This window comes from Stappia sp. 28M-7 (assembly GCF_014252955.1).
In the GTDB taxonomy this organism is placed as follows: Bacteria; Pseudomonadota; Alphaproteobacteria; order Rhizobiales; family Stappiaceae; genus Stappia.
The window spans coordinates 2,363,989-2,382,018 of sequence record NZ_JACMIA010000001.1 but is presented as its reverse complement, the minus strand read 5'-3'; the positions used below and the strand labels follow the sequence as shown (position 1 = coordinate 2,382,018).

The window sequence follows — 18,030 nt, the reverse complement described above, 5'->3', positions numbered from 1 at the left end:
AGGCGGCAGTCCAGCTTCGGCGCGCGGCAGCGTTGAGGCTTGGGCAGAACCGTACGGGGTTACTGGATCCCGGTCTTCGGCGTTGCCGAAACCGGGATGACATCCTGTGGGTGGGGTTCACATCAGAGGATCGTTTCCGTCTTCCCCGCGCGCCTGCCTGTCTCCTGCGCTTGCCTCTCCCGCGTCTTTCCGGACGAGGCCGAAGATCCGGGATCGGGAAGGCGCGGCGGGTGTGGGGTTGTTCCTGAGTGCCTTCGCGAGGCTCTCGGCTCGCCGGTCCCGGGTCGCGGCTGCGCCTTGCCCGGGATGACGAACCGAGAGGGTGGTGCGTGAAAGCGAGTGCCATCCGGGGTGACAGCCGAGGGGATGGGAGGGGAGCGCGCAAGAAAAAGGGCCGCAGGAGTGTCCTGCGGCCCGTGATGGTGTCGTGAGACGGTAAGGCGGGATCAGGCGTCGTCGCCCGGAGCCCCGTCCTCGCCAGTCTCGCCATCGCCAGTCTCGCCGTCGCCGGCATCGCCCGACGTGTCGGAGCCGGACGCGGGGGTCTCGCCGCCGGCCTCGTCGAGCATCGCCTCTTCGGCGTCCTCCTCGTCGGAGACGCGGCCGACCGAGACGACTTCCTCGCCTTCGGCGGTGTTGAAGACGATGACGCCCTGGGTGGCGCGGCCGGCGATGCGGATGCCGTCGACCGGGCAACGGATCAACTGGCCGCCATTGGTGACGAGCATGATCTGGTCGCTGTCTTCCACCGGGAAGGAGGCGACGAGCGGGCCGTTGCGCTTGGTCACCGCCATGGCGGTGATGCCCTTGCCGCCGCGGCCCGTCACCCGGTACTCGAAGGACGAAGACCGCTTGCCGTAGCCGTTTTCCGAGATGGTGAGGATCACCTGCTCATGCGCGCTCATGGCCACGTAGCGCTCCTGCGGCAGGTCGCCCGCCGGCACGCCCTCGTCCTCGCCGCCGGCTTCGCCGTTCGCCTCGTCGGCCTCGCCGCGCATCAGGCGGCGCAGGCGCAGATAGGCGCTGCGCTCGTCCGCCGTGCAGTCGAAGTGACGCAGGATCGACATGGAGATGACGCGGTCGTTGTCGGCAAGGTTGATGCCGCGCACGCCGACCGAGTTGCGGCCCGCGAAGACGCGCACATCGGTGACGGCAAAGCGGATGCACTGGCCGAGCGCCGTGGTCAGCATGACGTCATCATGCTCGGTGCAGGTGAAGACGCCGACGATGCCGTCGCCGTCGTCCAGCTTCATCGCGATCTTGCCGTTCTTGTTGATCTGCGTGAAGTCGGAGAGCTTGTTGCGGCGGACGGTGCCACGCGTGGTGGCGAACATCACGTCGAGATTGCCCCAGCTCTCCTCGTCCTCCGGCAGCGGCATGATCGAGGTGATCTGTTCGCCCTGCTCGAGCGGAAGCATGTTGACCAGCGCCTTGCCGCGCGAGGTCGGGCCGCCGAGCGGCAGGCGCCAGACCTTCAGCTTGTAGGCGATGCCGCGCGAGGAGAAGAACAGCACCGGCGTGTGCGTGTTGGCCACGAACAGGCGGGTGACGAAATCCTCGTCCTTGGTCGACATGCCCGAGCGGCCCTTGCCGCCGCGCCGCTGCGCCCGGTAGGTGTCGAGCGGAACGCGCTTGATGTAGCCGGCATGGCTGACCGTGACGACCATCTCCTCGCGCTGGATGAGATCCTCGTCCTCAAGGTCCGCTCCGCCGTCCATGATCTCGGTCCGGCGGGGCGTTGCGAACTCCTCGCGGATTTCCGTCAGCTCCTGGCGGATGATGTCGAGGATGCGCGAGCGCGAGCGCAGGATGTCGAGATAGTCGCGGATCTCCTCGCCGATCTTGTTGAGCTCGTCGGCGATCTCGTCGCGGCCAAGGGCGGTAAGGCGCTGCAGGCGCAGGTCGAGAATGGCGCGGGCCTGCTCCTCGGACAGCTTGTAGGTGCCGTCTTCGTTGACCATGTGGCGCGGATCGTCGATCAGGCGGATCAAGGGCTCCACGTCGCGGGCCGGCCAGTTGCGCTCCATCAGCTGGGCGCGGGCGGTGGCCGGGTCCGGCGCAGTGCGGATCAGCGCGATGACCTCGTCGATATTGGCAACCGCGATGGCGAGACCGACGAGGACATGGGCGCGGTCGCGCGCCTTCTTCAGCAGGAAGCGGGTGCGCCGGCCGATCACCTCCTCACGGAAGGCGATGAAGGCGGTCAGCATGTCCTTCAGGCCGAGCTGCTCCGGCCGGCCGCCGTTCAGCGCCACCATGTTGGCGCCGAAGGTCGATTGCAGCGCCGAGTAGCGGTAGAGCTGGTTCAGCACCACGTCGCCGACCGCATCGCGCTTCAGCTCGACGACCACGCGCATGCCGGTACGGTCGGACTCGTCGCGGATGTCGGAAATGCCCTCGATGCGCTTTTCGCGCACATGCTCGGCGATCTTCTCGATCATCGACGCCTTGTTCACCTGATACGGGATCTCGGTGATGACGATGGCGTAGCGATCCTTGCGGATCTCCTCGATCTCGGCGCGGCCGCGCATGACGATGGAGCCGCGCGCGGTCTCATAGGCAGAGCGGATGCCGGAGCGGCCGAGGATGATGCCGCCGGTCGGGAAGTCGGGACCGGGCACGATCTCCATCAGCTCGGCCGTGGTCATCGCCGGATTTTCCATCAGGGCGATGGAGGCGTCGATGACCTCGCCGAGATTGTGCGGCGGGATGTTGGTGGCCATGCCGACGGCGATGCCGCCGGCGCCGTTGACCAGAAGGTTCGGGAACTTTGCCGGCAAAACGACCGGCTCGCTCTCCGAATTGTCGTAGTTGTCCTGGAAGTTGACGGTCTCCTTGTCGATGTCGTCAAGGAGGCGCGCCGAGACCTTCTGCAACCGGCACTCGGTGTAACGCATGGCCGCCGCGGGATCGCCGTCGACCGAGCCGAAGTTGCCCTGGCCGTCGATCAGCGGCAGGCGGAGCGAGAAGTTCTGCGCCATGCGCACGAGCGCGTCGTAGATCGCGCTGTCGCCATGGGGGTGATATTTACCCATCACGTCACCGACCACGCGGGCCGACTTGCGGTAGGGCTTGTTCCACTCGTAGCCGTTCTCATGCATCGAGTAGAGGATGCGCCGGTGCACCGGCTTCAGTCCGTCTCGCACGTCCGGCAGGGCGCGGCTGACGATCACGCTCATCGCGTAATCGAGGTAGCTGCGCTTCATCTCGTCGGTGATGGAAACGGGCCGGATATCGGACGGCAGGCCACCCGAAGGTGCGTTCGTGTCCCGATCGGTCAAGGGATCTCTCACACTTGTTGAATCTGTCCCGATCTTATAGCCGATTCCGCGCTTTCAGCCAAATCGCCCAAGGGTTTTTGCGCCGCGAAAAGACGAGCGAAAACAGCGTCTTGTCACTTTCCCAAGGGAAAGTTCGGGAAGGGGGTGCCGCCCGGGTGCCCCCACGCCGTATTTTGCTTGATATAACGGGGCCGGACGAGTCGAGCGGGGGGCTTGCGCAATGCTTGCGGACTATCTCATCAACGCCTTCGCGACACTGTTCGTGACCATCGATCCGGTGGGCCTGGCGCCCATGTTCCTGGCGGTCACGGCAGGCGCCACGGCCGCCACGCGCCGGCGCATCGCGGTGCGCGCGACGCTGATCGGCGGGGCCATCCTGTTCCTCTTCCTGGTCGCCGGACGCGGGGTTCTGGGCGTGCTCGGCATCTCCGTGCCGGCCTTCCAGATCGCCGGCGGCCTGCTGCTCCTGATCATCGCCATCGAGATGGTGTTCGAGAAGCGCAACCGGCGCAAATCGGAGACCGCGGAAAAGGCGCTGTCGCAGCATGCGGCGCATCAGGAAGAGCTGCATGACGTGGCCGTGTTTCCGCTGGCGATCCCGCTGATCGCGGGACCTGCGGCGATCTCGGCGGTGATCCTGCTGTCCTCTCAGGCGGTCGACACGGTGTCCTATCTGGGCCTGGCGCTGGTGATCCTGGTGATCATCGGCGCCTGCTTCGTCTCGTTCCTGCTGGCCGACCGCATCGAGCGGATGATGGGCGAGACCGCCGCCGTGGTGGTCACGCGGCTGCTCGGCGTGCTGCTGGCGGCGCTGTCGATCCAGTTCATCGCGGACGGCATCCGCGCGATGATCGCCGCCAGCTAGGCGCGTTCAGCCCGTCGGGGCCTGCTACGGCCTATTGCAGCAGGCGGTAGACGGTCGGATCGTCCGGGCAGGCGGCAAACCCGCATTCGGCAAGCGTGCTCACCGCATTGAGCCCGGCCATCGCCAGCACCAGCACGACGGCAACCAGCGACAGCCCGGTCAGGCGCGCCGGGCGGCCGCCGGCGGTGCGCGGCTCCTCGCCGGGCGCGCGCAGGATCAAGAGCGCCGCACAGGCGGCAACGGCGACAACGAAGACGACGAAGGCCCAGGTGTAGAAGTGCAGGCCGAGGAAGGGCGCACCATAGCCCGCGTCACCCGGCTGGATGTGCAGCAGCACCTGGCGCATGGCAAAGCCCGCGCCGGCAAGCCCGGCAAGGATCGTCACGCCGTAATGGGCGGGCCGGGGGCCGCGCGCCACGTTCAGCACCGGACCGATGGCCAGCAGCAGGAAGCCGGCGCGCTGCAGCAGGCAGAGCGGGCAGGGCAGCTCGCCATTGGCGAACTGGTCGAAGAAGGCGACGGCGAGCACGGCCGAGATGGCGATGAGGGCAAGCGCGTTGAGCGTCGTCTCGAGGGATCTGGAGATCATGGTGCGCCCCTTCAGAACGACAGCGGCAGAGGATCGGTCGCGTGGTGCAGGTAGACCAGCACGGCCGCGAGGAAGCTTGCCGCGGTCAACAGGCCCGCAAGGCGCATGGGGCCGAAGGCGGCGGCGGCAAGGGCCGCAAGCAGCAGGGCGAAGAGAGCGGCGAGAAACATCGGGCGAAGCCTTTGCGGATCCGGTTGCGGAGCGTTGCGCCAAGGCTATGCGATTCTGAGGCGATCACGGAGCCGTGATTGTTGCCGAGAGGGGCGGGGGCAGGGACCGGCGCGTCAATTCGGCACTTGAAACGGCAAAGGCGACGCCTGCGGGGTGCAGGGCGTCGCCTTTTGCAGTGTCGGGTTGCCGGGAAACGGCGCCCGGATCAGGAGCTGGACGGAACGCGCTCCAGAACCGAGGTGTTGGCGGCCGGCTGGCGGGTCTCGACGGTGGTAAACTGCACCTGACGCATGCCCTTGTTGCCGCTCAGCGCCGAGGCGCAGGTCGTCGACCAGTTGCCCCAGGTCTGACCCTGGCACTCGGCGGGCAGCGCGGAGGCGCCGCGATCGGTCTTGGGAGCCGCCATCTCGGTCACCGCGGCACCGGCCGTGGCCGTCTGGACGGTGTGGGCGATGCTTGCGATGCCGCCGAACACGGCCAGAGCTGCAACGGCGGCAATCGCCAGGTCCCGGATGCGATGGGCGTGCTGCTCGCCATGGTCATGAATGAAGGTCATTGTCGTCACGTCCCTGCTGGTTACCGTTTTTCGATGACCCCACATTGGGGCATAACCGGCAAGGAAACCGTGACGCGTATCACGATCCGGAGGGTTGTACCGGCAGCGCCTGGTTGCCCGTCGCCGGCTCGGCGATCACCGGATTCTTCTGCGGCGGGGTGCCGGAGAAACAATCGGGATCCTCCTCTCGGAAGATGATGCCGCCGCAGACCGCCTCGACGGTTCGTGCGATGACGCGCTCATCCTTGCCTGACGAGATAACGCGTTCATGCGCAGAAGGTTGCATGTTGGCAGCGGATTCCGCCGCGGCGTCGACATCCGAGGCGGCCAATCCAGCCCCGAGCGTGGCGACAAGCAGCACGACGCCAGCGCCCCACAGGGCGATCGGAGTCGATAGCTGATGAATTTTGTGAATCGTCATCATGATGGGCATATGTAGTATCCCGAAGGGATTGGCAAGCCTTTGCCGGTTCAGCATTCCGTGAACGGCCTGTGCCGTTTTTGTGAACGATTGCAGAAGCTTGTGTCTGAGCCGGCCATGCTTTTGCATGCCAGCCATGCGCACTGAGCATGGCTGGTTCGGCGCTTTCGGCCGCTCCGCGGTTGCGAGGCGGTTCTGCGTTTTGTCCGCGAGCCCCCTGGTGCCGCTCCGGCCGGGGCCGGGCGCGGCGCAGGTGCCCTGCGGCCCTGTTCGAGAGGTGGGAAACGAGGAGGGGCCGGGCAAGGCGAATGGCCGCGAAAACGCCGCCGCGCGCGCAAATGTGAAAGACCGGTGAAATGTCGGTGATCGGGCGCGGGCAGGCGCGGCGAAGAACCGCGTGGCCGGGTCACCTGCGCTCCGACAGGCCGCGGACGACCGACCGCGCCGACAGCACCGCGCCATGCACCGTGCCGAAATGGGTGGCCGAGGCCGCCTCTCCCGCAAACCAGAGCTGCCCGTCCCAATCCGCGCCGGCGAGCACCCGCCGCGTCGTGGGGCTGGTTCCGACCGCGTTGAAACTGTAGCTGCCGAGCGCGTGCCGATCCTGCCCCCAGCGGGTGATCTGCGCGGCTTGCGGCGCGGGAAAGCGCGCCCCGAACATCGCCCGCAGGCTGCCCAGCGCGGCGGCCACGGTGTCGCGGTCGCTCATCCGCTCGATCTCGGCCGCCGGATCGGCGGCATTGAAGCCCAGGAGGACGGGGGCGCGGAACGTTCGCGCCAGCGACAGCCACTCGCCCCAATGGCCCGCGCGCGGGCCGAGCCAGCCGATCCAGTCCACATCGCCGGGCCAGCGAACCCGGTCGAACCGCAGCCAGCACTTGTTCAAGAGCCCGTTTCCCAGGCCCTCGATCGCTGCCTGCCGATCCCGCGCCAGCGGTTCGGCAAACCGCACGCTGCCCGAGCGCAGCACGCCAAGCGGCAGCGTGCAGACGATGCGCTCCGCCGCGATCCGGCTGCTGTCGGCGAGGCGCACGGAGCCAGGCGCGATCTCGCTCACTTCGGCGGACAGGCGAATGTCCAGCCCCCGCGCCAGATGTCCGGCGATCCGGTCGAAGCCTTCGGGAAACAGCCCGTCCGCCCCGTCGAACTCCTCGCCGTCCTGCCCGTGCCAGGCCGACAGGAGCCGCGCCGGGCTGCCATATTCCTGTTCCAGCGTGGTGTTCACCAGATAGGCTACCAACCGCCGCATCGCCGCATCGGCGTCTTGCCAGTCGGCGGAGGCCTCCAGCGCCCGCGTCACCGAAACATCGTCCGGCAGCCGCTCGGCCGACGCCAGTGCGCGGTGCAGGATGCGCTCGGCCGGTCGCAGGTCCGAGGCGATCTCCGCCCCGTCCGGGCCGAGCAGAAGCGAGGCGTCGTAGCTGGTCGCCACCACCCGCGCACCGGCCTCGCGCGCCAGAGCGGTCAGCGGGTTGCCGCGCTGGCCGTGGATCCAGCTTGCCCCAAGATCCATCGGCAGATCCGGCCAGAGGCGCGAGGTGAAGACACGCCCGCCGATCCGCGCGCGCGCCTCCAGAACCGTGACCGCATGTCCGGCCTCCTGCAGGGCCCGCGCCGCCGCCAGCCCGGCCATGCCCGCACCGAGGACGAGGACGCGCTGCGGCGCCCGCGCGCGCAGGCCGCCGCCGGTCCCAAACGCCGCGACGGCTCCCAGTGCGAAAAGGAACCGACGTCTGCTCGGCGAATTGCTCATGGTCGGCCCTCCCGCATGCCGCTGCCGGATCGCGCCCCGTTCCCCCAGGGGACCGGGTGTTGCCGGGAGCATTGCACCGGGATGCAGGGCTCAGAAAGGGCAAAGATGGCGGACGATGCCGGACGCACCAGGAAGGGGGGATGGAAGCGGAATGGAGGGGGGGAGGGCAGGCCCGGGAAACGCAGGCCCCGAACGACGTGGCGGCGGGCCGGGGGACCCGCCGCCATGCTCTTCGAGAGTGTCCGAGGTCAGGGTTTCAGGGTCACTCCGAAACGCGGGTGCGCGCGAGAACGGTGGTGTTGCCGTCCCGAGAGGCGATGGTGCGCCATGTCGGGCCGGAGGCAGGATCGATGCTGCGCGCGAGATCCGCGCAACCCTGTGCCGTGTCCTGCATGGTGCCGGCGGCACAGGCGACCTGCACCGTGCGCGCCATGCGGTCGCCCTTCTTCGCGGTGTTGATCTGATCCGCGGTGCCGAATGTCAGACTGCCGACGGCAATGGATATGGCAATGGCGGCGAGGCCGCCAAGGCCCAAAGCTGCAATGCCACGCATGTCCTGCGCCTCCTTGTGCTTATGAGCAACAGTCTAGCAGAAAAGTGGCGTGACTTAAATAAATTCGCAGTGAGTGACTTTACGGCAACAATCGCAAAACACTGGCGCCGGCAGGGAAACGACGTGGCTACGGGTTGAGAGGGTTCGAAGCCGCGGGGCTTTGACTCGGTTTGCGCGAAAGCCTTCCTCGTCAGGACATGACGAAGCGGTGCCAGGTCGCGCCGTCTTTGTGGATCAAGCCTTCGTCGGTCATGCCGAGCTTGCGGGCGACCTTGATCGAGCCTGCGTTGTTGGGATCGATTTCCGCGACGACCCGGTCGAGCGCCAGCGTTTCCATCGCATGGTCAAGGACGGGCCGTGCCGCCTCGGTCGCATAGCCCTTGCCCCAGGTCTCGCGCAGGAAGCGCCAGCCGATCTCGATCTCCGGCCCGATGCCGCCGCACGGGACCAGCAGGATCCAGCCGAGGAAATGCTCCGGCATGTCATGCGAAAACACCGACCAGTAGCCGAGGCCCGGCCCGTAGTCGGCCTGCATCCGCCCGCGCACGAAAGCCTCGTGGCCGGCGGGATCGGCCCATGGTTTGGGTACGAACTTGGTAACCTCGGGATCGCGGTCCATGGCCAGGCAGGCGTCCAGATCGGCGAGGGTGCGCGGCCGTATCGCGAGGCGGGCGGTGCGGAACGTCGGCAGGATCGGCAAGGTCTCGTCTCGCTGTCCGATTGGGCTCCCGCAGTTTTAGCGGCGGAGGCGCCACGTGCAAGGAGGGGGCGCCCTCACTGGCCGTCACAGGCTGCTACTCCCAGCTGACAGGGGCGAGGCTGCGCGCTACTGTCGGAGCCGGCCGGAGGCAGCCGGCAGCCCGCACCCCGTCGTGACCATGGCGGGGCATGGCGAATGCCTCCGAAGCGATGCGTCCTGACCGTTCCACCGTCGGGCGAAGGCGTCGGTAATGCGGGTGCTGACGAGGACTTCGCCGTGACGAGGAAACGGACATGCGCGACCATCGCCATTCGAAGCTCATGGCCAAGGCCATGCGCGAGGCTCTTGCCGAGAAAAACCTGACCATCACCCACAGCGAAGCGCTGGAAATCGTCGCCCGCCAGTTCGGCCTGGCCAACTGGAACGTGCTCGCCGCGAAGATCGGGGAGGGCGAGGCGGCCGAGGCGCGGGAGACGATCCGCCTGGACCAGGCGGTGCCGATCGTGCGGATCTTCGATGTTGCCAAGGCGAGCGAGTTCTATATCGGCTTTCTGGGCTTCTCCTTCGACTGGGAGCACCGCTACGGCGAGAACTTCCCGCTCTATATGCAGATCTCGCGCTCCGGACTGCGGCTGCACCTGTCGGAACATGCCGGCGATGCGACGCCCGGCGGAAACATGTGCGTCTACATGACCGGCATCCGCGATCTGCACCGGGAGCTGCAGGCCAAGGACTATCGCTACATGAAGCCGGGGCTGGAGGACCAGGGAGGACGGCTCGAGCTGCAGGTCACCGACCCGTTCAGCAACCGCATCCGCTTCATGGAACTGGCGGAGAGCTGAGGGACAAGGTCCTGCCGACAAAACGTGATCCAAGAGGAGCGTCTCCCGCTCCTTCTCGCATGGATCTCGTTGGACAGCCCGACATAGGGTGGGTGCTTGACATCTAGCGCCATGATATTCTAGCGCTAGAATATGCCAGTCGATCTTACAGATGCTGAATTGCTGCTACTCGGGCTCGTCGCCGAGATGCCGCGCCATGGATACGAGCTTGAACGGATCATAGAGGCACGGGGGATGCGCGAGTGGACGCAAGTCGGCTTCTCGTCGATCTATTTCGTGCTCGGCAAGCTGGAGAAAGCAGGGCTCGTAGCGGCCGAGGTGCCGAGGGGCGCCAAGGCGCGAAAGACGTTCCGCATTACGCCATCCGGCCACGAGGTTCTGTGCGAACAGACCATCGCGGCCCTTGGCGCCTATCGTCCGACATTCTCGTCGCTCCTGCTCGGAATGGTGCACTGGCCGGTGCTGTCGCGCGATGCGGCCTTGAACGCCCTGGAGGCACGCCTGGCGTCGGTTGTCACGGAACTGGAGCGGCTCGAGCGGGTGCGCCGACAAAGGCAGCCCATGCCCGATCATGTCGAGGTTCTCTTTGACTTTTCGGCCGGCCAACTGAACGCCGAGCGCAGCTGGATCGACACCACGCTGGACTATATGAGGAACAAGCCATGGTAGACGAAGCACTGATCGATTTAACGCAGGATCGGGCCACGTTACGCCGGGTCTATGCGCCGCCGGCCGGCGACTTCAGCAGGGTCGATGTGCCCAGGCTTCCCTTCGCGACCCTGGATGGGGAAGGCCCACCCGAACAGACTTCCATCGAAGCCGCGGTGAAGGTTCTCTACACGGCAATCTACGCCATCCGGCGCGAAGCGCGGAAGCTAATGGGCAAGTCCTTTGTCGAGCCGCCGGTGGAAATCCTCTACTGGGCGGACGATATGCGCGACTTGGCAGCGGGCAATCGTGAGAAGTGGCAGTGGCGTGTGCAGATCACTTTGCCGGTTTGGGCCGATGCGCAGAAACTGAAGGACTCGGCTGCCGAGGCGCGCCACGAACTGGGCGATGAACCTGCTGTTCGATGGGAGGTCCTGGCCGAAGGCGAGTGCGTGCAGGTCCTGCATGTTGGTGAGACGGACGACCTTCCGGAGATTCTGGCGGGGCTCTACGGCGACCACCTGCCAGAGCAAGGACTGGAAGCGGATGGCCCCTATCACGAGATCTATCTCGATGATTGGAGCCGCGTTGCTCCGCAGCGGCGCAAGATCATCCTCCGGCAGCCGGTGCGTCCGACGCAGTAGCGGAAAGACCAGTGGAAGCCTATCCGTGAGGACAGGCACCCATAGCTTGGCGGCGGCGAGCGCCGGAGGCAGCCGGCCCCGCCCACCCCGTCCTTCGTCCCGCTTGCCTGACGGCGGCTCGCCCTGTAAATCGGCGGCATGACACGCACCGCGCTCTATCCCGGCTCGTTCGACCCCGTCACCAACGGTCACGTCGACATTCTGCGCCACGCGCTCGACCTTGCAGACAAGGTCGTCGTCGCCATCGGCGTCCACCCCGGCAAGTCGCCGATGTTCAGCTTCGAGGAGCGGGTGGAGATGATCGCCCGCGTCGCGCGCGATGCCTTCGGCGCGGCCGATGCGGGGCGCATCGAGGTGATTTCCTTCGACGACCTGGTCATCGAGACGGCCCGGCGCAACGGCGCCGCCTTCCTGGTGCGGGGCCTGCGCGACGGCACCGACCTCGACTACGAGATGCAGATGGCCGGCATGAACCGGTCGCTGGCGCCCGAAGTGCAGACGGTGTTCCTGCCGGCCTCTCCGGAAGTCCGCCACATCACCGCCACGCTGGTCAGGCAGATCGCCAAGATGGGCGGCGACGTCCGTCATTTCGTTCCGGCTCATGTCGCGGAACGCCTCGCCGAGCGGCTGGCGGCTCCGCGCTGAGAGTTCCAACCCCCGTTGCGGGAGACTTTCCTTCCATGGCACGCCTGCTTTCGTTCTTTTCCGCACTCGTCCTTGCCGCGGTCATCGGCCTGTCGCCCGCCGGCGCCCAGTCGAACGATCCCGAAAACACGCTGCTGCTCGACCTGAAGGACGGGCAGGTGGTGATCCGCCTGCGGCCCGACCTTGCGCCGAACCACGTCGCGCGCATCAAGGAGTTGGCGAGCAAGGGTTTCTATGACGGCATCGTCTTCCACCGGGTGATCGACGGTTTCATGGCCCAGACGGGCGATCCGACCGGCACCGGCATGGGCGGTTCCGATCTGCCGGACCTGAAGGCGGAATTCTCGTCCGAACCGTTCCGCCGCGGCACGCTCGGCATGGCCCGCTCGCAGAGCCCGGACAGCGCCAATTCGCAGTTCTTCATCATGTTCGCCGACGGCGACTGGCTGAACGGCCAGTACACGGTCTTCGGCGAGGTGGTCGAGGGCATGGAGCACGTCGACAACATCAAGCGCGGCGAGCCGGTGCAGAACCCGGACAAGATCGTGCGCATGCGCGTTGCCGCCGACGCCAACTGACGTTACGAACACCGCACACAGATTCCACGAACATACGAAGGAGACCGAGGGTGGCCGAATACAAGGATGCAGAAAACACGCTGGTGATGGAAACCACCCAGGGCCAGGTCGTCATCAACATGCGCCCGGACCTTGCACCGAACCACGTCGCGCGCATCAAGGAACTGGCGCGCGAGGGCTTTTATGACGGCATCGTCTTCCACCGCGTGATCGAGGGCTTCATGGCCCAGACCGGCTGCCCGCGCGGCACCGGCACCGGCGGTTCGGGCAAGAAGCTGCGCGCCGAGTTCAACGCCGAGCCGCATGTGCGCGGCACCTGCTCGATGGCCCGCGCCCAGGACCCGAATTCCGGCGACAGCCAGTTCTTCATCTGCTTCACCGACGCCCGCTTCCTCGACCGCCAGTACACGGTCTGGGGCGAGGTGATCGAGGGCATGGAGAATGTCGACAAGATCAAGCGCGGCGAGCCGGTGCAGAACCCGGACAAGATCGTCTCGATGAAGGTCGCGGCCGACATCGCGTAACGCGCGCCCGCGCATCGACGCGCGGACACGGCGAACAGGAAGGGGCAGGGGCCATGCGGCGCCTGCCCCTTTTTCGTTGCGATGGCGCGAGCATTTTTCAGGCCGCGGCCGCGTACTCCATCCAGACGATACCGTCGTTCAACGGCCGGACCTCGCGAAGCCGCAGGCGAACCCCGGCGCCTTGCGGAAACAGCGTCTTTCCCCGGCCGAGCGCCACCGGATAGACCATCAGGCGGTAACCGTCGACGAGACCGGCGGGGATCAGCGCGTGCAGCAGCGCGGCGCTGCCATAGACGAGAAGGTCACCGTCGCAGCGCGCCTTGAGCGCGGCGACCTGCCGGACCGCGTCGCCTTGCAGGATGCGGGTCTGCGCCCAGGCGCCCGAGGCCAACGTGCCGGAGAGGACATGCTTGGGGAGGGTGTTGATGCGCGCGGCGAAGCCGGTGTCGTCGGTGACCTGCGGCCAGACTGCGGCGAAGGCTTCATAGGTTCGGCGGCCGAGCAGCAGGGCGCTGGCCGCGAACAGTTCCTCATGCTTCAGCCGGTCGCCCTCGGGTCCGCGCGAGAACGGCCCGGTCCAGTCGCCAAGGCCGCTTGCCTCCATGCCGACAGGGTCCTCGATGATGCCGTCAAGCGAGATGTACTGGGTGACGATGATCTTGCAAGACACCGGGTGCTCCTGTCCTTGAGGGCGGTGCGTGCCGCCGGGAAGCGTCGAGTGTGCGGGCGCCGGCCGCCATCCGGCAATAACCTGCAAGGTCATCGCCCGGCGAAGTGCGCCCGCTCTTCCGCCTGCACCTTCCCGCTGCTAGCTTGCGCGCGGACCGGGCCGGCCGGGGAGCAGAAGGAGCGGAGAGGCGCATGACGACGATCACCACGGTGGAGCAGCTCGAGACGCTCTACGGCACGCCGGGGGCGGCCTCCAAGGTCAAGGAAATCGACTGGATCAGCGACGAATATGCCGCCCTGATCAAGGCCTCGCCCTTCGTGGCGCTGGCGACCGCAGGTCCGGAGGGGTTGGACTGCTCGCCGCGCGGCGACCGGGGCGAGGTGGTGCGCATCCTGGATGCGAAGCGCGTGGCGCTGCCCGACCGGCGCGGCAACGACCGCATCGATTCGCTGCGCAACATCGTGCGCGATCCGCGCGTGGCGCTGCTCTTCCTCATTCCCGGCAGCGGCACGACGCTGCGCATCAACGGAAGGGCGACGATCAGCGCCGATCCGCAGCTGCTGGAGGACTTTGCCGTGGACGGCAAGGCGCCGCGCAGCGTGATCCTGATCGAGGTGGAGACGATCTACTTCCAGTGCGCCCGGGCCATCGTGCGCGCGCGCCTGTGGGACGCCGAGGCGCAGGAGGCGGCGAACGGCCTGCCGACACCGGGCGCGATCCTGTCCGCCCTGAGCGAGGCGAAGGTGGGCGGCGAGGCGTACGACCGCGAATGGCCGGAGCGGGCGCGCAAATCGCTGTGGTGAGGTGAGGCGCAGGCCTCACCCTTGTTCTCATCCTTCCGGACGGCAGATCTCGTTGCGGCGCATCGCGGCGAAGGTCTTGGCGACCAGCATCGCGATCACCGCGCACAGCACGCCATAGGCGATGAAGGACAGGGTGCGCTGGAAGGCGGCGCCGGTGCTTTCGGCAAACAGGGCCGAGGCGATGGTGAAGGCCGCCACGGGGAAGGAATAGGCCCACCAGGCCATGGAGAAGGGCAGCCGCAAGAGGCGCCCGACCTGGGTCAGCATCACCAGCACGAACATCAGCGCGCTGTAATACAGAACGCGGGCGAAGGCATCGACCACGCCGCCGTTCAGCAGCAGCCACGCGACGAAGCCGACCGAGGGCGGCGCGATCAGGATGACCAGCGTCGGCAGCAGGCGCTCGGCGATCGGGTTGTGGAAGATCAGCCGGTTGAACACCAGCGTCAGGAAGATCACCCAGAACAGCATGCCGACGGAAAAGAAGAACCAGGAGACCTCGAGGTAGCCGAGCTCGACGCCGGCGGCCGGTACCAGGACGTTGCCGACGGCGGGAATGAACCAAGCCGGCGTCAGATGCGCCTGTTCGAAGGTGCGGTGGCTGATCCAGGCGGAGACGACGCCGAGGATGATGACGAGATGCACGGCCGTGGCGACGATCCATACGGCCTCGACCAGGCCGGGGGCGCGCGGCAGCAGCCCCGAGCAGACCAGCAGCACGCCGATGGTGATCGCCGGGAAGAAGGCGATGCGCACGGGATTGTTCCACTCGGCCTTCATCGCCTCGGTGTGGCGCAGCGCCTTGGCGAGATAGATCGCGGCGATGACGCAGAAGGTGGCGGCGGTGGCGAGCGTCAGCACCAGGCTGGCAGTGCCGGACGCCCCGAAAAGCGCGACCTCCATGCGGCGGGTGGCCAGCGACAGGCCGGCAAGGCCCATCACCACCGCGAAGAAGGTGATCGGGAAATGCCGCAGCCAGGGTTCGTCTGTCGTCCCGGCCTGTGCCGCCGCCGTCATCGTGCTCATGGCTTCCCCCGCCCGAATGCCTGAAAACTCATTCGGATACCTGAATATCCGTCCGCACCGGCTTTCGCCAACATCCGTTCTCGTGTTTCCTGCGACAAAGTGCCGGGCAGTCCGGCGCAACGACTTGACGGACGGGCGCCGGCTCCCGATGACTGGCCCGCCGGAATCCACGCAAGAGGTTTGCAATGCCGTCCACGTCCCGCCTTGCCATCGTCCTGGCCGCCGGCCTCGGCACAAGGATGAAGTCCGACCGGCCGAAGGTGATGCACCAGGTCGCCGGGCTGTCGCTGGTCGGTCATGTGCTGAAGGCGGTCAAGGCGGCCGAAATCGGCCGGGTGGCCGTGGTGGTGGGGCCCGACATGCCGGAGCTGGTCGCCGAGGTCGCGCGCCGGGCACCGCAGGCGCAGTGCCATGTGCAACAGGACCGGCTGGGCACCGCCCATGCAGCGCGCGCCGCCGAGCCGGCCTGGCGCGACCTGCCCGACCAGGTGCTGGTGCTGTTCGGCGACACGCCGCTGGTCTCGCCGCAGACGTTGGCGCGGGTCTGCGCAAGGCTGGAGGAGGGCGCCGACGTGGTGGTGCTCGGCTTCGAGGCCGAGAACCCGACCGGCTACGGCCGGCTGCTGACGGAGGGCGGCCGTCTGCTGGCGATCCGCGAGGAGCGGGACGCGAGCGAGGCCGAGCGGTCGGTGCGCTTCTGCAATTCCGGCATCATGGGCTTTCGCGGTACGCGCTTTGCCGGGATCATCCAGCGGATCGGCAATGCCAATGCCAAGGGCGAATACTATCTGACCGACGCGGTGGAAATCGCCGCCGGGCTGGGCCTTTCCGTCGTTACCGAGCGGGCCGACGAGTGGGAGGTACAGGGCATCAACACGCGGGTGCAGCTGGCCCGGGTCGAGGCCGACTATCAGCGCCAGGCGCGGATCGCCGCGATGGAAGGCGGCGCGACGCTGGTTGCGCCGGAGACCGTGCATTTTTCCCATGACACGCGGCTCGGCCGCGATGTGGTGGTGGAGCCGAACGTGGTGTTCGGCCCCGGCGTGGAGGTCGGCGACGGGGTGACGATCCGCGCCTTCTCGCATCTTGAAGAGGCACAGGTCGCGGAAGGGGCGACGCTCGGGCCTTACGCGCGGCTGCGGCCGGGCGCGGAGATCGGCGCCGGCGCGCATATCGGCAATTTCGTCGAGATCAAGAATGCGCGGGTCGAGACGGGGGCCAAGGTCAACCACCTCACTTATATCGGCGATGCGCGGGTGGGCGCGGGCGCCAATATTGGCGCGGGCACCATCACCTGCAATTACGACGGCTTCCTCAAGCACCACACGGATATCGGCGCGGGCGCGTTCGTCGGGTCGAACTCGACCCTGGTGGCCCCGGTCACCATTGGCGACGGGGCGTATCTGGCAGCCGGCGGTGTCGTCACCGAGAACGTGCCGGCCGATGCGCTGTCGCTCGGCCGGGCGCGGCAGGTGGTCAAGGAAGGGCGCGGCGCGCAGCTGAAGGAGCGCTTTGCCCGCGCCAAGGCCGAGAAGAAGGGCGCTTAGGCGCGGCTGATGCGTTTCGTCTTCTACTGTACGCAATCCTCTCCTCGTCATCCCGCACAGCGCGCAAGCGCAGATGCGGGATCGGAGAGTCGAGGGGATGTGAGCTGCGCTCCCGAGAGACACCGCAACCGCCGTGGCTCGCCGGTCCCGGGTCTCGCGATGCTCGCCCGGGATGACGAAAGCGAGTCCTGCGCAAAGTCGCCCGTCGCCGTGGTGGCCGGGATGACAGCCGAGGGGATGTGAGGCAGTGCCTCCCTCTCCACTGTCGCCCCACCCTTCGAGGTCACCCCGGACGAGCGGAGCGAGATCCGGGGCCCATTGGTTGCCAGAGCGGCGGCGAAACACGCCAGCGCCCACCCCACGCTCAGCCTGTCATCCCGGTTTCGGCGCAGCCGAAGACCGGGAACCAGTAACCCCAGGACGTACGGCTCAAGCCGTGACCTCGCCGCGAACACCCCTCGCCGAGGGCATCCGCTTTCGCAAACCCACACGCCTCGGCGGATACTGGATGCCTGCCTTCGCAGGCATGACAGCCATAGGGATGGCGGCGCCTCCTGCCTCACGCCTGCCGAGGGCGCAAATGGGTCCCGGGTCTCGCGATGCTCGCCCGGGATGACGAAAGTGAGTCCTGCGCAAAGTCACCCGTCGCCGTGGCGTTCGGTCTGGACGGACGGCGGTGCGTGCGGAGAAATGTCGGGGAAAGGCCAAGTCCAAAAACGAACGCCCACCGGTGGGAGGAGGATCCGGTGGGCGTCGTTTTGGAGGGCCGGTGAGGGAGGAGGAACACCGGCCTGAACGGGAGCGAAGCGTGGGAGGAGGATCGCTTGGCTCCGTTGCCCCTGATATGGGTGAGTCTCGCGTCTATTTAAAGAGACGATCTTGCATATCAGCCCCGCTTTTTGTGCAGAGCAGCATAAAAATTTGAAAAGTCATATATTTCAGGTGCTTGAAATGAAAACGCCGCCCCGAATGGGACGGCGTTTTCGGCTGCGGTGCCCCCGCGAGGCGGAGCGAGCTCTTAGCGGTGGTGGCTGCGGGCGATGTAGTCGATATCGCCGCGGCCGATGCCCAGGTCGCTGAGCTCGCGATTGGAGAGGCGGGACAGCTCGTCATAGGTGCGACGGTACTGCTGCCAGGAATTGTACTTGCGGATGAGCGTGTTGATCATTGTCGTGTCCTTGAATGTGAAACTGGGGGTGATCAAACCGGACGGG

The 18,030-nt window shown here is 66.9% G+C and carries 20 protein-coding genes; 9 read left to right on the top strand and 11 right to left on the bottom strand.

All coding sequences use genetic code 11. The features are described from left to right. Positions 1-446: 446 nt before the first annotated feature. Positions 447-3,206, bottom strand: a complete 2,760-nt coding sequence (gyrA, locus tag H7H34_RS10470) for a DNA gyrase subunit A (protein WP_245165364.1) — start codon at positions 3,204-3,206, stop codon at positions 447-449. 295 nt (positions 3,207-3,501) lie between these two features. Between gyrA and H7H34_RS10465 the strand changes: the two genes are divergently transcribed. Further along, on the top strand, positions 3,502-4,146 hold the full coding sequence (locus H7H34_RS10465; RefSeq protein WP_185925161.1) for a MarC family protein: 645 nt from the start codon (positions 3,502-3,504) through the stop codon (positions 4,144-4,146). Positions 4,147-4,177: 31 nt separating this feature from the next. Here the strand turns inward: H7H34_RS10465 and H7H34_RS10460 are convergent, their stop codons facing one another. The 7 genes from H7H34_RS10460 to H7H34_RS10430 form a co-directional block, all read right to left on the bottom strand. After that, positions 4,178-4,735, bottom strand: coding sequence for a disulfide bond formation protein B (locus H7H34_RS10460; protein ID WP_185925160.1), 558 nt, complete (start codon positions 4,733-4,735; stop codon positions 4,178-4,180). Between the two features lie 11 nt (positions 4,736-4,746). After that, positions 4,747-4,905 (bottom strand): DUF5993 family protein, encoded by a 159-nt coding sequence (locus H7H34_RS10455; RefSeq protein WP_185925159.1) that lies wholly within the window; start codon positions 4,903-4,905, stop codon positions 4,747-4,749. A gap of 206 nt (positions 4,906-5,111) precedes the next feature. Further along, the gene (locus tag H7H34_RS10450) at positions 5,112-5,462 is read right to left on the bottom strand and encodes a hypothetical protein (RefSeq protein ID WP_120267949.1); all 351 of its coding nucleotides are present in this window, start codon (positions 5,460-5,462) and stop codon (positions 5,112-5,114) included. Positions 5,463-5,541: 79 nt separating this feature from the next. Next, positions 5,542-5,895 (bottom strand): hypothetical protein, encoded by a 354-nt coding sequence (locus tag H7H34_RS10445; RefSeq protein ID WP_120267950.1) that lies wholly within the window; start codon positions 5,893-5,895, stop codon positions 5,542-5,544. Between the two features lie 394 nt (positions 5,896-6,289). Further along, entirely contained in the window at positions 6,290-7,636 is a 1,347-nt protein-coding gene (locus tag H7H34_RS10440) for a flavin monoamine oxidase family protein (protein ID WP_185925158.1), read from the bottom strand. Positions 7,637-7,898: 262 nt separating this feature from the next. After that, entirely contained in the window at positions 7,899-8,189 is a 291-nt protein-coding gene (locus tag H7H34_RS10435) for a hypothetical protein (protein ID WP_147421827.1), read from the bottom strand. A gap of 190 nt (positions 8,190-8,379) precedes the next feature. After that, positions 8,380-8,889, bottom strand: coding sequence for a GNAT family N-acetyltransferase (locus tag H7H34_RS10430; protein ID WP_185925157.1), 510 nt, complete (start codon positions 8,887-8,889; stop codon positions 8,380-8,382). 293 nt (positions 8,890-9,182) lie between these two features. Between H7H34_RS10430 and H7H34_RS10425 the strand changes: the two genes are divergently transcribed. The 6 genes from H7H34_RS10425 to H7H34_RS10400 all read left to right on the top strand — a co-directional run bounded on the left by H7H34_RS10425 (position 9,183) and on the right by H7H34_RS10400 (position 12,770). After that, complete coding sequence (locus H7H34_RS10425) at positions 9,183-9,731, top strand: glyoxalase superfamily protein (RefSeq protein WP_185925156.1); 549 nt, start codon at positions 9,183-9,185, stop codon at positions 9,729-9,731. A 159-nt stretch (positions 9,732-9,890) separates the two neighbouring features. Further along, positions 9,891-10,400 (top strand): PadR family transcriptional regulator, encoded by a 510-nt coding sequence (locus tag H7H34_RS10420; RefSeq protein WP_245165039.1) that lies wholly within the window; start codon positions 9,891-9,893, stop codon positions 10,398-10,400. Then, positions 10,394-11,023, top strand: coding sequence for a GyrI-like domain-containing protein (locus H7H34_RS10415; protein WP_185925154.1), 630 nt, complete (start codon positions 10,394-10,396; stop codon positions 11,021-11,023). The genes H7H34_RS10420 and H7H34_RS10415 overlap by 7 nt, the downstream gene beginning before the upstream one ends. A 138-nt stretch (positions 11,024-11,161) precedes the next feature. Next, the gene (gene coaD / locus H7H34_RS10410) at positions 11,162-11,668 is read left to right on the top strand and encodes a pantetheine-phosphate adenylyltransferase (protein WP_120267957.1); all 507 of its coding nucleotides are present in this window, start codon (positions 11,162-11,164) and stop codon (positions 11,666-11,668) included. A 35-nt stretch (positions 11,669-11,703) separates the two neighbouring features. Beyond that, complete coding sequence (locus H7H34_RS10405) at positions 11,704-12,246, top strand: peptidylprolyl isomerase (RefSeq protein WP_120267958.1); 543 nt, start codon at positions 11,704-11,706, stop codon at positions 12,244-12,246. Between the two features lie 86 nt (positions 12,247-12,332). Beyond that, the gene (locus H7H34_RS10400) at positions 12,333-12,770 is read left to right on the top strand and encodes a peptidylprolyl isomerase (protein ID WP_120268369.1); all 438 of its coding nucleotides are present in this window, start codon (positions 12,333-12,335) and stop codon (positions 12,768-12,770) included. Between the two features lie 97 nt (positions 12,771-12,867). On the opposite strand, the gene H7H34_RS10395 is transcribed toward H7H34_RS10400, so the two are convergent. Continuing rightward, the gene (locus H7H34_RS10395; protein ID WP_158592636.1) at positions 12,868-13,440 is read right to left on the bottom strand and encodes a dihydrofolate reductase family protein; all 573 of its coding nucleotides are present in this window, start codon (positions 13,438-13,440) and stop codon (positions 12,868-12,870) included. Positions 13,441-13,631: 191 nt separating this feature from the next. On the opposite strand from H7H34_RS10395, the gene H7H34_RS10390 reads away from it, so the two are divergent. Further along, positions 13,632-14,243, top strand: coding sequence for a pyridoxamine 5'-phosphate oxidase family protein (locus tag H7H34_RS10390; RefSeq protein WP_185925153.1), 612 nt, complete (start codon positions 13,632-13,634; stop codon positions 14,241-14,243). A gap of 27 nt (positions 14,244-14,270) precedes the next feature. Here the strand turns inward: H7H34_RS10390 and H7H34_RS10385 are convergent, their stop codons facing one another. Next, positions 14,271-15,269: an SLAC1 anion channel family protein gene (locus tag H7H34_RS10385; RefSeq protein ID WP_209006196.1), complete on the bottom strand. Its 999-nt coding sequence runs from the start codon at positions 15,267-15,269 to the stop codon at positions 14,271-14,273. Positions 15,270-15,454: 185 nt separating this feature from the next. On the opposite strand from H7H34_RS10385, the gene glmU reads away from it, so the two are divergent. Next, positions 15,455-16,816 (top strand): bifunctional UDP-N-acetylglucosamine diphosphorylase/glucosamine-1-phosphate N-acetyltransferase GlmU, encoded by a 1,362-nt coding sequence (glmU, locus tag H7H34_RS10380; RefSeq protein WP_185925152.1) that lies wholly within the window; start codon positions 15,455-15,457, stop codon positions 16,814-16,816. A 1,018-nt stretch (positions 16,817-17,834) separates the two neighbouring features. Here glmU and H7H34_RS10375 read toward each other — a convergent pair. Next, a complete protein-coding gene (locus H7H34_RS10375) occupies positions 17,835-17,984 on the bottom strand; it encodes a DUF1127 domain-containing protein (RefSeq protein WP_067215056.1) in 150 nt (49 codons plus the stop codon). Between the last annotated feature and the right edge of the window lie 46 nt (positions 17,985-18,030).